The organism is Streptomyces sp. FH025 (genome assembly GCF_017427025.1).
Taxonomy (GTDB): domain Bacteria; phylum Actinomycetota; class Actinomycetes; order Streptomycetales; family Streptomycetaceae; genus Kitasatospora.
This window is the reverse complement of record NZ_JAFLNG010000133.1, coordinates 1-13,988: the sequence shown is the minus strand read 5'-3', so window position 1 is coordinate 13,988 and position 13,988 is coordinate 1. Positions and strand designations below refer to the sequence as shown.

Below are 13,988 nucleotides of genomic sequence, written 5' to 3'. Positions count from 1 at the left end.
TGCCCACCTCCTGACCTCCCGCCAGCGCTGGACCGGCCTCGCCGTCCTGGTCCTGGCCGTGACCGTGGTCGCGCTGGACGCGACCGTGCTCTCCCTCGCCATCCCGTCCATCAGCGAGACGCTGCGCCCCAGCGGCACCCAGCTGCTCTGGATCGGCGACTCCTACTCCTTCGTGCTGGCCGGCCTGCTGGTCAGCATGGGCGCGCTGAGTGACCGGATCGGCCGCAAGAAGCTGCTGCTGTGCGGTTCCGCCGCCTTCGGCGCGGCCTCGCTGCTGGCCGCCTACGCGCCCGGCCCGGGCTGGCTGATCCTGGCCCGCGCGCTGCTCGGCGTCGCCGGGGCGACGATCATGCCGTCCACCCTGTCGCTGATCCGCAGCCTGTTCCCGGACGACCGGGAGCGGGCCACCGCGATCGGCATCTGGGGCGCGGCCGCCACCGCCGGTGCCGCGCTCGGGCCGGTGGTCGGCGGCCTGCTGCTGGAGCACTTCTGGTGGGGTTCGGTGTTCCTGCTGAACATCCCGGTGCTGGTCCTGCTGCTGGTCCTCGGCGCCTGGCTGCTGCCGGAGTCCCGGGACCCGAAGCCGGGGCGCTGGGACGTGCTGAGCGTCGCGCTGTCGATGGTCGGCGTGATCGGCGTGGTGTACGCGGTCAAGGAGGCCGCCGCGCACGGCGTGGCCCGCTGGGACGTCCCGGTCGCCTTCGTCCTGGGCGCCGCCGCGCTGACCGCCTTCGTCCGCCGCCAGCTGCGGCTGGAGACCCCGCTGCTGGACGTCCGGCTCTTCCGCGACCGGCGGTTCACCGCCGCCGTCACGGCCTCGCTGATCTCCCTGGTCGGCCTGTCCGGGGTGATCTTCGTGGTCTCGCAGTACCTCCAGCTGGTGCGCGGCTACGAGCCGCTCCAGGCGGGCCTGGCCGAGCTGCCCGCCTTCGCCGGTTCGGTGGCCGGCGGGCTGCTCACCGCCCGGATCGCCCGGCGCTTCGGCGCCCGCGGGGCGCTGACCGCCAGCCTGCTCGCCATGGGCCTGGCCGCGGGCGTGCTGGGCTGGCTGGAGCAGGACACCGCCTATCTGGTGCTGGCCGCCTCCTTCCTGGTGACCGGCACCGCCGAGGGCGTGGTCTACACGCTCGGCGCCGACCTGGTGCTCTCCGCCGCCCCCGCCGACAAGGCCGGCGCCGCCTCGGCCGTCTCCGAGACGGCGTACGAGCTGGGCACCGCGCTCGGCATCGCGCTGGTCGGCTCGGTGGTCGGCTCGATCTACGCGAACGGGCTGACCGTCCCGGCCGGGACGGCCCCGGAGGCCGCCGCCCGGGCCGGCGAGTCGCTGGGCGCGGCCGTGGAGACGGCGAACGGGCTGGCGCCGGAGGTCGCGCGGCCGCTGCTGGCGAGCGCCCAGGACGCCTTCGTGCACGGCATGAACAGCGCCGGGCTGCTGGCCGGGGCCCTGCTGATCGCCGCGGCCGCACTGGCCTGGCGGCTGCTGCGCGGACTGCCCGACGCACCGCCGGCGGGCGAGCCGGTCGAGGCCCCCGGGCGGGCCGAGCAGGAGAGCGTCGGCGCGTAGCAGCACGTGGGAGCGGCCGTTCCCCCCGGGGGGAACGGCCGCTCCCACGTCGAAGCGACCGCTACACCGCCCCGAAGGGCAGCTCCAGCTCCGCCCAGACCACCTTGCCGTCCCGGGTGAGCCGGCTGCCCCAGCGCTGCGCCAGCTCGCTGACCAGGAACATCCCGCGCCCGCCCTCGTCCTGCTCGGCGAAGGGGCGCAGCTGCGGGGCCGCCCCGCCGGCGTCGGAGACCTCCAGGGTGAGCACCCGGTCGCGGAACAGCCGCAGCCGCCGCGGGGCCTCGGCGTGCAGCAGGGCGTTCGTGACCAGCTCGCTGACCAGCAGTTCGGCGTAGTCGGAGAGCGCGCTCAGGCCCCAGCCCTCCAGGGTGGCGCGGGTGAAGCGGCGGGCCTTGCCGGGCACCCTGCCGCCGCCGGTGAGCGGCAGGGCGGCGATCCGGTCGGCGGGCAGCGGCAGCACCCGGGCCATGATCATCGCGATGTCGTCCTCGGTGCCGTCGGTGACGAGCGCGCCGATGACGGCGTCGCAGCTCTCCTCCAGCGTCCGGCCGGGCGCGGCCAGGGTGCGGGCGAGCAGGTCGATGCCGTCGTCGAGGTCCTGGCCTCGCCGCTCGACCAGGCCGTCGGTGTAGAGGGCGAGGGTGCCGCCCTCGGGGAGCGGGACCTCGATCGACTCGAACGCGACGCCGCCGACGCCCAGCGGCACGCCGGGCGGCACCTCGATCGGGCGGGCGGTGCCGTCGGTGCCGACCCAGACCGGCGGCAGGTGCCCGGCCGAGGCGATCTGGACGGTGCGCTCCAGCGGGTCGTAGACCGCGCAGATGCAGGTGGCGAACTGGCCCTCGCCGATTCCCGAGGCGGTCTCGTCCAGTCGGGTGAGGACCTGCTCGGGCGGCATGTCGAGGGTGGCGAGGGTGCGGGCGACGGTGCGCAGCTGGCCCATCGTGGCGGCGGCCCGGATGCCGTGGCCCATCACGTCGCCGACCACCAGGGCGACCCGGCCGCAGGAGAGCGGCACCACGTCGAACCAGTCGCCGCCGACCTCGCTGACCACGCTGCTGGGCAGGTAGCGGTAGGCGATCTCCAGCCCGAGGGTGCGGTGGATCTCCTGCGGCAGCAGGCTGCGCTGGAGGGTCAGGGCGGTCTCCCGCTCGCGCCGGTAGAGCCGGGCGTTGTCGAGCGCCAGCGCCGTCCGGGCGACCAGTTCCTCGGCGAGCGCCACGTCGGCGTCGGTGAACGGCTCGGGGTTGCGCATCCGGATGAACTCGGAGCCGCCGAGCACCATGCCCCGGGCGGAGATCGGCACCATCATGTACGAGTGGATGCCCGCCGCGATGCCGGGGGCGACCCGGTCCTCGCTGGCCACCAGGCCGCGCAGCGCCTCCTCGTCCACGTGGGCGCGCAGCAGCGGCCGCCCGCTGCGCAGGCACTGGGTGTAGCTGCGGTCGGGCGAGTACTCGGAGGTCTCGCCGATGGCGTCCACCGCGTGCGCGAGGCCCGTCTCGTAGTTCTCGCCGACGGCGACGGCGCGCAGGGTGACGGACCGGTCGGAGGGGATCGGGGTGGGCTCGGCGCCGCGCAGCACCGGCTCCAGCAGGTCGACGGTGGCGAAGTCGGCGAACCGGGGGACGACCGCCTCGATCAGCTCCTCGGCGGTGCGCTGGAGGTCCAGGGTGGTGCCGATCCGGGCGGTGGCCTCGGCGATGGTGGCCAACCGCTCCTGGGCGCGGGCGGCACGGGCCTCGGCCTGGAAGCGCTCGGTGACGTCGATGATCGAGGAGCAGACGCCGAAGACCTTGCCGGTGGAGTCCTCCAGCCGGAAGTAGGAGGCGGACCAGGCACGGTCCCGCTTGGGGTCGCCGGGGACGCGGCCGTGCGAGCGGGCGTCCACCACGGGCTTGCCGGTCGTGAGCACCTGTCTCATGATCTGCTCGATCTCGGCGCTGTTGATGCCCGGCAGTACCGCGGATATCCGGCGGCCGAGGTGGCCGGCGACGGGTACGCCGTTCATCCGGGCCAGTGCCTCGTTGAGCCGGACGAAGCGCAGGTTGGTGTCGTAGACCGCCATGCCGATCGGCGAGCGGTCGAAGACGCCGTCCAGCACGGCCAGGTCGGCCTCGACGGCGTGCACGGCGCGGACGTCGGAGGCGGTGGCGAGCAGCAGCAGGGTGCCGGCCGGTCCTGCAATCGGGTAGGTGCGGAACTCCAGCTGGACCCGGTGGCCGTCGCGGTGGCGGACCGGGAGGACGCCCGACCAGCCGGTGCCGGACACGATCCGCTGGAACACGTCGAGCAGCTCGGGGCGGTCGGTCCCGTCGGTGAGCAGCTCGGCGGCGTGGCTGCCGACGGCCTCCTCGGCGGTGTAGCCGAGCAGGGCCTCGGCGTCCTCGCTCCAGTGCAGGATCAGGCCGTCGGACTGGAGCAGCACCGTCGCGAGCGGGACCAGCCGGTGGCCCTCAAGGCGTGCGGAATCGCCGTTCGGCGCGGAGTCGACGGCGTCGGTCGCGTCCCACTCGTGTCCGTGCATTCAGGCAGCACCCCGGTTCGGCTCGTGCCCGGCCGGGTGGGCCTCGCGGTCCGTGCCGGCCGGGGTTCTTCTCCAGACTGCACGGACATCGGCCGCCCGGCGACCCCTTGGTCAGGGGGCGTCCGGCCGCTCACTTGTACGGGCGTCATGGGCGTACCGGCCGCAGCGTACTCTCCAGAACGCCCGCCCACTGCCGGATCACGCCGGAACGGCGGAGGCTGTCGTCGGTGAGCAGGTTGGCCAGGCCGAGGCCGCGGGCGAGGTCGAGGGTGGCCTGCACCGATTCGCGTACGCCGGGGCGGCTCTCGTCGGCGTCCAGGAACTCCACGGCGGCGCGGTGGGCCTCGCGGCCGACGTGGCCCTCCAGGGCGATGATCCGCTCGCGCAGGCCCTCCTCGGTGGCGGCGGCGGTCCACAGGTGCAGGGCGGCGCGGAACAGCGGTCCGGTGTAGAGCCGGACGATCATGTCGACCACGGCAAGGGTGCGGTCGGGGCCGGCGGCCGGCAGCTCGTCCGCGTGGGCGCGGACGGCCGCCAGCCGCTCGGCGGTGACGTGCTCGACGGCCGCGGTGAAGAGGCCCTCGCGGGTCGGGAAGTGGTGCTGGGCCGCGCCCCTGGAGACTCCGGCGCGCTCGGCGACCACGGTGACGGTGGAGCCCTGCCAGCCCAGTTCGGCCAGGCACTCCACGGCGGCCGCGAGCAGCCGGGCCCTGGTCGCGCGGCTGCGGTCCTGTCTGGGGGTGCGGACGGCGGGGCGGCTGGTCATGGCGGGCGGCGGTTCCTGTTCCGTTCGGGGCGCGGCGGGTCGATCCTCACAGACGGGCCGCGCTCTTCGTACGCCGGGGGCGTTCAGTTAGCAGCCTTCACCTGCTGCGCCTCCCGGGCCCGGAGTTCGCGGCGGAGGATCTTGCCTGCCGCGGACTTGGGGACGGCGTCGACGAACTCCACCACGCGCACCTTCTTGTACGGGGCGACGTGCTCGGCGACGTACCCGGTGACGTCCTCCGCGGTCAGGCCGCTGCCCGGCGCGCGGACCACGAAGGCCTTGGGGTGCTCGGTGCCGTCGGTGCCCGGGACGCCGATGACGGCGGCGTCGGCGATCTGCGGATGGCCGAGCAGCACGGCCTCCAGCTCGGCGGGGGCGACCTGGTACCCCTTGTACTTGATCAGCTCCTTGACCCGGTCGACGATGTACAGGTAGCCGCGCTCGTCGACGTAGCCGATGTCGCCGGTGTGCAGCCAGCCGTCGGCGTCGACGATGGCCGCGGTGTCGGAGGGGCGGCCGAAGTAGCCCTTCATCACCTGCGGGCCGCGGATGAGCAGCTCGCCCCGCTCGCCGGGTCCGAGGTCGGTGCCGGAGCCGTCGAGGGCGGTGACCCGCAGCTCGGTGGAGGGGACCATCCGGCCGACCGAGCCGGGCGAGGGGTCGCTCTCCTTCGGCGAGACCAGGTGGGTGACCGGGGACAGCTCGGTCATCCCGTAGCCCTGGAGCAGGTGCGGCAGGCCCAGGCGGCGGGCGCAGGCGTCGGCGAGCTCCTGGTCCAGCGGGGCGGCGGCGCACAGCAGGTACTCGACCGAGGAGAGGTCGTAGCGGTCCACCACCGGGTGCTTGGCCAGCGCGAGCACGATCGGCGGGGCCACCATCAGGGCCTGCACCCGGTGCTGCTCGATGGTGCGGCAGAACTGCTCCAGGTCGAAGCGGGGCAGCACGACCACGGTGGAGCCGCAGCGCAGCGGCTGGTTGAGCAGGGCCGCCAGGCCGTAGATGTGGAAGAACGGGAGGACGGCGAGCACCCGTTCGCCGTCGGCGGGGCGGTAGAGGGCGTCGGTCTGGGCGAGGTTGGTGGCGATCGAGCGGTGGGTGAGCATCACGCCCTTGGGCAGGCCGGTGGTGCCGCTGGAGTACGGCAGGACGGCGATGTCCTCGCCCGGGTCGATCGTGATGTCGGGGGCCGGGCCGGGGGTGGCCAGCAGGTCGGCGAGCGAGCGGTGGCCGTCGGCGCCGTCCAGGACGATGATCTCGGTCAGCGGGCGGCCGGCGGCGGCGAGTTGTTCGGCGGCCGTACGGGCGGTCGACAGGAAGTGGGAGACGGTGATCAGCCAGCGGGTGCCGCTGTCGCCCAGCTGGACGGCCAGTTCGGTGGCGGTGCTCATGGAGGACACCGTGGTGACGGTGGCGCCGGCCCGGGTCGCGCCGAAGTAGGCCATCGGGTAGGCGATCGAGTTGGGGCTGAACAGGGCCACCACGTCGCCCTTGCGCACCCCTGTCTCGGCCAGCCCGGCGGCGACCCGCTCGACCGAGTCGGCGAGCCGGGTGTAGCTGACCTCCTCCCCCGTGATGCCGTCGATCAGGGCCGGGCGGTCGCCGTACTCGGCGGCGGCGCCGAGTACGGCCTGGTGGATCGGCAGATCGACGACGGGGACGTCCGGGAACTCGCTCAGGAACACCAAGGTATGCCTCCTAGACGGAAGTTGACGCGGCAACAAAAGTGGCGAGGGGTCGGTTCGAGGCGCGTTCAGGAGCATACGGACAGTAGGGGCGGAGGCTGGGCCATTGTGCGGAACCGGGGACGGCGCGTACGTGGCACGGCGGCCGCCGGGGCGCCCGAACGGGCGGCGCGCACCACGGCCGCCCGCCCCCCGGCACGCCCGGTCGGACCCTCAGTACGACTTCGGCAGGCCGAGGGTGTGCTGGGCGACGTAGTTGAGCACCATCTCCCGGCTGACAGGGGCGACCCGGCCGACCCGGGTGGCGGCCAGCAGCGCGCCCAGCCCGTACTCCTGGGTCAGGCCGTTGCCGCCGAGGGTCTGCACCGCCTGGTCGACGGTACGGGCGGCGGCCTCCCCTGCGGCGTACTTGGCCATGTTGGCGGCCTCCCCTGCGGCCACGTCCTCGCCCGCGTCGTAGAGCAGCCCCGCCTTCTGGGTCATCAGCCGGGCCAGCTCGATCTCCACCGCGCACTGGGCGAGCGGGTGGGCCAGCCCCTGGTGGGCGCCGATCGGGGTGGACCAGACGGTGCGGGTCTTCGCGTACTCGACGGCCTTGCCGAGCGCCTGGCGGGCCAGGCCGAGCGAGAAGGCCGCGGTGAGGATCCGCTCGGGGTTGAGGCCGGCGAACAGTTGCAGCAGGCCGGCGTTCTCGTCGCCGACCAGGCCGTCGGCGGGCAGCCGGACGTCGTCCAGGAAGACCTGGAACTGCTTCTCGGGGGCGACGAGTTCCATCGGGATCGCCCGGTACTCGAAGCCGGGGGTGTCGCGCGGGACGACGAACAGGCAGGGCTTGAGCTTTCCGGTGCGAGCGTCCTCGGTGCGGGCGACGAACAGCACGGCGTCGGAGTGGTCTATGCCGGAGACGAACACCTTGCGGCCGGTCAGCAGCCAGTCCTCGCCGTCCCGGCGGGCGACGGTGGAGATCCGGTGCGAGTTGCTCCCGGCGTCGGGCTCGGTGATGCCGAAGGCCATCTTGCGGCTGCCGTCGGCCAGTCCGGGCAGCCAGCGCCGCTTCTGCTCCTCGGTGCCGTAGCGGGCGATCACCGTGCCGCAGATCGCCGGGGAGACGATGAGCAGCAGCAGCGGGCAGCCGGCGGTGCCGAGTTCCTCCAGGACGATGGCGAGGTCGGTGATGCCGCCGCCTCCGCCGCCGTACTCGGCGGGCAGGTTGACGCCGAGGTAGCCGGCCTTGCCGGCGTCGGCCCACAGTTCCTCGGGGGGCTCGCCGGCCCGGGCCTTGGCGAGGTAGTAGGCGGAGCCGTAGCGGCGGCCGAGGTCGCCGACGGCCTGGCGCAGGGCGGTGCGTTCGGGGGTTTCGAGGAGCTGACTGCCGATGGTGGACATGCGATGGTCCTTCCTCAGGCTTCGGGGGTCCGGCTCAGGCTTGGGTGGTCTGGACGACGGCCAGCAGGGTGCCGAGTTCGACCTGCCGGCCGGGGGTGGCGAGGAGTTCGACGAGGATGCCGTCGGCGGGGGCGGTGACGCGGTGCTCCATCTTCATCGCCTCCAGCACGAGCAGCGGTTGTCCGGCGGTCACGGCGTCCCCGACGGCGGCGGTGGCGCGGACCACGGTGCCGGGCATCGGGGCGAGCAGGGCGCCGGGGTCGGTCTGGGCGGTCGGGTCGGGAAAGCGCGGCAGGGCGGTGAGCGCCGTGGTGCCGCCGCTCGGGGTGTCGACGTACACCTGCCGCGCCTGCTCGCCGTAGCGGGTGATCCGGTAGGTGCGCCGGACCTCGCCCTCCAGCAGGACGACCTGTTCGGGCGTGGCGCTGAGGAGTTCGACGCCGGGGTGATCCTCGGCCCGCAGGCCGGTGCGGGTGTGGCGGTAGCGGACCTCCGACTCCGTGCCGTCGGCGGCCCGGTAGCGCTTGAGCTGCGGCTGGGAGGGCAGGTTGCGCCAGCCGGAGGGCAGGGCGCTCGGACGGGCCGCGGCGTCGGCGAGGGAGGCGGCCAGCGCCGCGCGCCCGACGTCCTCGGTGTCCGGGGCGGTGAGCTCGGCCGCGTGCTCGGTGAGGAAGCCGGTGTGCAGGCGTTCGGCGAGGAAGGCCGGGTGCCGCAGCGCGCGGACCAGCAACTCCCGGTTGGTGGCGGGCCCGTGGATCCTCGCGCGGGTGAGCGCGTCGGCCAGCCTGCGGGCGGCGGCCGCCCGGGTCGGCGCCCAGGCGATCACCTTGGCGAGCATCGCGTCGTAGTGCGGGGTGATCTCGCCGCCGTCCGCGACACCGGAGTCCAGCCTGATTCCCGTTCCCGTGAACTCGTCGTGCGGGACGGTGAGTTCGAGGCGGTGCAGGGTGCCGGTGGCGGGCTGCCAGTCCTTGGCCGGGTCCTCGGCGTACAGCCGGGCCTCGATCGCGTGGCCGGTGGTCGGCGGCGGGGTGGGCCCGGGGAGCTTCTCCCCCTCGGCGACGGCGAGTTGGAGCGCGACCAGGTCCAGTCCGGTGACCGCCTCGGTGACCGGGTGCTCGACCTGGAGGCGGGTGTTCATCTCCAGGAAGTAGAACCGGCCGTCCTCGGCGAGCAGGAACTCGGCCGTCCCGGCGCCGACGTAGCCGATCGCCCGGGCGGCGTTCACCGCCGCCGTGTGCAGCTCGGCCCGGACGTCCGCCGGCATGCCGGGGGCCGGGGCCTCCTCGACCACCTTCTGGTGCCGCCGCTGGAGCGAGCAGTCGCGGTCGCCGACCGCCCAGACGGTGCCGTGCGCGTCGGCCATCAGCTGGACCTCGACGTGCCGACCGGTGGGCAGGTAGCGCTCGCAGAACACCTCGTCCGAGCCGAAGGCCTTGGCCGCCTCGGCCCGGGCGGCCTGGAGTTCGCCCGGCAGGTCGGCCAGCCGGCGCACCACCCGCATGCCGCGGCCGCCGCCGCCCGCCGCGGCCTTGACCAGCACCGGCAGGTCGGCCTCGGTCGGCTCGGCGAGCGCGCCCAGGACGGGCACCCCGGCCTCGGCCATCAGACGCTTGGCGGCGGTCTTGGAGCCCATCGCGGCGATCGCGGCCGGCGGCGGACCGACCCAGACCAGGCCCGCGTCCAGCACGGCCCGAGCGAACTCGGCGCTCTCGGAGAGGAACCCGTACCCGGGGTGGACGGCGTCGGCCCCGGCGGCCAGCGCGGCGCGCACGATCAGCTCGCCGCGCAGGTAGGTGTCGGCGGGCGCGGCGCCGGGCAGCCGGACGGCGGCGTCGGCCTCGCGCACGTGCGGGGCGGCGGCGTCCGGGTCGGAGTGCACGGCGGTGGTCGCGATGCCGAGCTCCCGGCAGGTGCGGAACACCCGGCGGGCGATCTCGCCCCGGTTGGCGACCAGCAGGTTGGTGATCATGTGACCCCTCACAGACGGAAGACGCCGTAGCCGCGCGCGCCCTCGACCGGCGCGTTGTGGATCGCGGACAGGCACAGGCCGAGGACCGTACGGGTGTCGCGCGGGTCGATCACGCCGTCGTCGTAGAGCCGGCCGGACAGGAACACCGGCAGCGACTCGGCCTCGATCTGCTGCTCGACCATCGCCCGGATCGCCGCGTCCGCGTCCTCGTCGTACGGCTGCCCCTTGGCGGCGGCGGACTGGCGGGCGACGATCGAGAGCACCCCGGCGAGCTGCTGCGGGCCCATCACCGCGGACTTGGCGCTCGGCCAGGAGAACAGGAAGCGCGGCTCGTAGGCCCGGCCGCACATGCCGTAGTGGCCGGCACCGTAGGAGGCGCCCATCAGCACGGACAGGTGCGGGACCTTCGAGTTGGCGACGGCGTTGATCATCATCGCGCCGTGCTTGATGATGCCGCCCTGCTCGTAGTCCTTGCCGACCATGTAGCCGGTCGTGTTGTGCAGGAACAGCAGCGGGGTGTTCCGCTGGTTCGCCAACTGGATGAACTGCGCGGCCTTCTGGGACTCCTGGCTGAACAGCACGCCCTGGGCGTTGGCCAGGATGCCGACCGGATAGCCGTGCAGGCGGGCCCAGCCGGTGGCCAGGCTGGTGCCGTAGAGCGGCTTGAACTCGTCGAAGTCGGAACCGTCGACGATCCTCGCGATCACCTCGCGCGGGTCGAAGGGCACCTTGAGGTCGCCCGGGACGATGCCGAGCAGTTCCTCCTCGTCGTACTTCGGCGGCTCGGCCAACCGGTCCGGCGACGGCCCGGGCTTGCGGTGGTCGAGCCGGGCGACGATCCGGCGGGCGATCCGCAGCGCGTCTGCCTCGTCCACCGCGAAGTGGTCGGCCAGGCCGGAGACGCGGGCGTGCATCTCCGCGCCGCCCAGGGACTCGTCGTCGGCCTCCTCACCGGTGGCCATCTTCACCAGCGGCGGGCCGCCGAGGAACACCTTCGCGCGTTCCTTGACCAGCACGGTGTGGTCCGACATGCCCGGCACGTAGGCGCCGCCGGCCGTCGAGTTGCCGAACACCACGGCCACCGTGGGGATTCCGGCGGCCGAGAGCCGGGTGAGGTCGCGGAACAGGGCCCCGCCGGGGATGAAGATCTCCTTCTGGCTGGGCAGGTCGGCACCGCCGGACTCGACCAGGTTCACCAGCGGGAGGCGGTTGTGCAGCGCGATCTCGTTGGCGCGCAGGGCCTTGCGCAGCGTCCAGGGGTTGCTGGCTCCACCGCGCACCGTCGGGTCGTTGGCGGTGATCACGCACTCGACGCCCTCGATCACGCCAATGCCGGTGACCAGCGCGGCGCCCACCGGGTAGTCGCTGCCCCAGGCGGCCAGCGGGGACAGCTCCAGGAACGGCGAGTCCTGGTCGACCAGCAGCTCGATCCGCTCGCGGGCCAGCAGTTTGCCACGCTTGCGGTGGCGCTCCACGTACTTGGGGCCGCCGCCGGCCAGCGCCTTGGCGTGCTCGGCGTCGAGCTCGGCGAGCTTGGCGAGCATCGCGGCGCGGTGCTCGGCGAACTCGGGCCCGGCCGGGTCGACGCGGGTGGTCAGGACGGTCACAGCAGAACCTCCGGGATGTCGAGGTGCCGGGAGCGCAGCCACTCCCCCAGGGCCTTGGCCTGCGGGTCGAAGCGGTGCTGGGCGGCGACACCCTCGCCGAGCAGGCCGGTGATGGTGAAGTTGACCGCCCCGAGGTTCGGCAGCAGATGCCGCGCGATGGGCAACTCGGCTGTTTCGGGCAGGAGTTCGCGCAGCCTGTCGACAGTGAGGGTGTGCGCCAGCCAGCGCCAGCCGTCCTCGGTGCGGGCCCAGACGCCGAGGTTGGCGTCGCCGCCCTTGTCACCGCTGCGGGCGCCGAGCACCAGTCCGAGCAGGGCGCGGCGGGTCGGGCCGGGCGGCAGCGGATCCGGCAACTCGGCTCGCACGGAGGTGGTTTCGGCGGTGACGGGCGCGGGCGGGACGGCGATCCGACGGCCGTCCGGAAGTACGGCGGTGTGCTCGACCAGCTTGGCGTCGACGTACCCGGCGGTGAACACGCCGTACGGCGCACCCGGCCCGGGCGGGGCGGTGAGGTGGAAGCCCGGGTACCCGGCGAGGCCCAATTCGACCGCGGCCTTGCCGAGTTCGCGCCCGACCTTGGCGGCGTCCGGATCGCGGGCGGTCAGCCGGAGCAGGGCGGAGGCGCTCTCCTCGGTAGCGGCGTCCGAGTGGTCGGTGCGGGCGAGCGTCCAGCGCAGTTCGGCCGGACGGGCCCCGGGCGGCAGCGCGGCGTCGAACTGCCGTCGCACCAGGGCGGCCTTGGCCTCGATGTCCAGGCCGGTGAGCACGAACACCACCTCGTTGCGGTAACCGCCGAGACGGTTGAGCCCGACCTTCAGGGTGGGCGGCGGGGCCTCGCCGCGCACGCCGTCGATCCGTACCCTGTCCGGGCCGTCCTCGGTGAGCCGGACGGTGTCCAGCCGGGCGGTGACGTCCGGGCCGAGGTAGTGCGATCCGCCGGTCTCGTAGAGGAGTTGGGCGGTGATGGTGCCGGTGGTGACGGCGCCGCCGGTGCCGGGGTGCTTGGTGATCACGCTGGAGCCGTCGGCACGCAGTTCGGCGAGCGGGAAGCCGGGGTGGTCCACGTCGTGTTCGCGGAAGAAGGCGTAGTTGCCGCCGGTCGCCTGCGCGCCGCACTCCAGGACGTGCCCGGCGACCACCGCCCCGGCCAGGGCGTCGAGGTCGGCGGGCGTCCAGCCGAAGTGGGCGATGCCCGGCCCGACGACCAGCGCGGCGTCGGTGACCCGTCCGGTCACCACCACGTCCGCGCCCTCGGCCAGGCAGGCGGCGACGCCGAACGCCCCCAGGTAGGCGTTGGCCGCCAACAGCCCGTCAGGCAGGCCGAGTTCGGCCCGGCGCGGCAGCAGATCGTCGCCCTCGACGTGGGCCACGGCCGCCTCGACGCCCAGCCGGCGCGCCAACCCCCGCAGCTCCTCGGCGAGCCGGGCCGGGTTGAGCCCGCCCGCGTTCACCACGATCCGCACACCGCGCTCGCGCGCCAGACCGAGGCACTCCTCCATCTGCCGCAGGAAGGTCCGGGCGTACCCGAGCGACGGGTCCTTCAGCCGGTCCCGGGCCAGGATGAGCATGGTCAGCTCGGCAAGGTAGTCCCCGGTGAGGACGTCCAGCGGGCCGCCCGTGAGCATCTCCCGCACCGCCGCGAAGCGGTCCCCGTAGAACCCCGAGGCGTTGCCGATCCGCAGTACCGAGCGTTCGCGCGCCAATGCGCCTCCCCTGCCTGTGGGTTGACGGTGCCCGCACGGGCCCCGCCGGCAGCAGCGTGGCACCAGCCGCAGAAAAAAGCAATCATGCCTGCTTGTTTTCGCCCATCCGATCGGGCCTCCATTCGACCGGGCCTCCATCCGACCGGGGATCCATCCGATCAGGATTCGAGAAGCGCCGGGGCAGCGGCCGCGCCTAGCGTTGCCGCCATGAACGACATCACCATCCACTGGACCTTCCTCCCCCACACCGACCCCGAGGCCTCCCTCGCCTTCTACCGCGACCTGCTCGGCTTCGAGGTCCGCAACGACGTCGGCGGCGGCCCGATGCGCTGGATCACCGTCGGCCCCGCCGACCAGCCCGGCGTCTCGCTGGTGCTGGAGCCGCCGTTCGCCGACCCGGGCATCACCGAGGAGGAACGGCGTACCATCACCGGGATGATGGCCAAGGGGACGCACGCCCGGCTGGTGCTCGCCACCGCCGACCTGGACGGGGTGTTCGACCGGCTGAAGTCCGGCGGCGCCGAGGTCGTCCAGGAGCCGACGCAGCAGCCGTACGGGATCCGCGACTGCGCCTTCCGCGACCCGGCGGGCAACGTGATCCGCTTCAACGAGGTGCGCTGAGCCCCGGCCCCCTCAGGGGCCTCCACCTGCCCGACCGACCGACAGGGAGCGAAGACAACGATGGCCGAGCCGCACGCCGCCGACAGCCACGACCTGATCCGCGTGCACGGAGCACGTGAGAACAACCTCAAGGACGTCAGCGTCGACATCCCCAAGCGCC

Annotated in this window: 9 protein-coding genes; 2 read left to right on the top strand and 7 right to left on the bottom strand. The window is 73.8% G+C overall.

Annotated elements, in window-relative coordinates; genetic code table 11:
- Window positions 1–10: 10 nt before the first annotated feature.
- Window positions 11–1,564 (top strand): MFS transporter, encoded by a 1,554-nt coding sequence (locus J0670_RS12635; protein WP_207811609.1) that lies wholly within the window; start codon window positions 11–13, stop codon window positions 1,562–1,564.
- A gap of 61 nt (window positions 1,565–1,625) precedes the next feature.
- On the opposite strand, the gene J0670_RS12630 is transcribed toward J0670_RS12635, so the two are convergent.
- From J0670_RS12630 to J0670_RS12600, 7 genes are all read right to left on the bottom strand, one after another.
- The gene (locus tag J0670_RS12630) at window positions 1,626–4,091 is read right to left on the bottom strand and encodes a SpoIIE family protein phosphatase (protein ID WP_207811608.1); all 2,466 of its coding nucleotides are present in this window, start codon (window positions 4,089–4,091) and stop codon (window positions 1,626–1,628) included.
- A gap of 145 nt (window positions 4,092–4,236) precedes the next feature.
- Window positions 4,237–4,857: a TetR/AcrR family transcriptional regulator gene (locus J0670_RS12625; protein WP_207811607.1), complete on the bottom strand. Its 621-nt coding sequence runs from the start codon at window positions 4,855–4,857 to the stop codon at window positions 4,237–4,239.
- 83 nt (window positions 4,858–4,940) lie between these two features.
- Entirely contained in the window at window positions 4,941–6,542 is a 1,602-nt protein-coding gene (locus tag J0670_RS12620) for a 4-coumarate--CoA ligase family protein (RefSeq protein WP_243436934.1), read from the bottom strand.
- A 210-nt stretch (window positions 6,543–6,752) separates the two neighbouring features.
- Window positions 6,753–7,925 (bottom strand): acyl-CoA dehydrogenase family protein, encoded by a 1,173-nt coding sequence (locus J0670_RS12615; RefSeq protein ID WP_207811605.1) that lies wholly within the window; start codon window positions 7,923–7,925, stop codon window positions 6,753–6,755.
- A 34-nt stretch (window positions 7,926–7,959) separates the two neighbouring features.
- Window positions 7,960–9,897, bottom strand: a complete 1,938-nt coding sequence (locus J0670_RS12610; RefSeq protein ID WP_207811604.1) for a biotin carboxylase N-terminal domain-containing protein — start codon at window positions 9,895–9,897, stop codon at window positions 7,960–7,962.
- Window positions 9,898–9,905: 8 nt separating this feature from the next.
- Window positions 9,906–11,504 carry an acyl-CoA carboxylase subunit beta gene (locus tag J0670_RS12605; RefSeq protein WP_207811603.1) on the bottom strand — a complete coding sequence of 533 codons (1,599 nt, stop codon included), beginning with the start codon at window positions 11,502–11,504 and terminating at the stop codon, window positions 9,906–9,908.
- Window positions 11,501–13,207, bottom strand: a complete 1,707-nt coding sequence (locus J0670_RS12600) for a DUF1446 domain-containing protein (protein WP_279382989.1) — start codon at window positions 13,205–13,207, stop codon at window positions 11,501–11,503. Before J0670_RS12600 ends, J0670_RS12605 begins: the two co-directional genes overlap by 4 nt.
- Before the next feature lie 207 nt (window positions 13,208–13,414).
- On the opposite strand from J0670_RS12600, the gene J0670_RS12595 reads away from it, so the two are divergent.
- Window positions 13,415–13,828 carry a VOC family protein gene (locus tag J0670_RS12595; RefSeq protein ID WP_207811601.1) on the top strand — a complete coding sequence of 138 codons (414 nt, stop codon included), beginning with the start codon at window positions 13,415–13,417 and terminating at the stop codon, window positions 13,826–13,828.
- Window positions 13,829–13,988 lie beyond the last annotated feature (160 nt).

What these genes read in the sequence shown, in the direction of transcription:
- J0670_RS12630 (WP_207811608.1), bottom strand. Translation starts at nt 4,091, where the DNA reads ATGCACGGACACGAGTGGGACGCGACCGACGCCGTCGACTCCGCGCCG.
- J0670_RS12625 (WP_207811607.1), bottom strand. Translation starts at nt 4,857, where the DNA reads ATGACCAGCCGCCCCGCCGTCCGCACCCCCAGACAGGACCGCAGCCGC.
- J0670_RS12615 (WP_207811605.1), bottom strand. Translation starts at nt 7,925, where the DNA reads ATGTCCACCATCGGCAGTCAGCTCCTCGAAACCCCCGAACGCACCGCC.
- J0670_RS12610 (WP_207811604.1), bottom strand. Translation starts at nt 9,897, where the DNA reads ATGATCACCAACCTGCTGGTCGCCAACCGGGGCGAGATCGCCCGCCGG.
- J0670_RS12595 (WP_207811601.1), top strand. Translation starts at nt 13,415, where the DNA reads ATGAACGACATCACCATCCACTGGACCTTCCTCCCCCACACCGACCCC.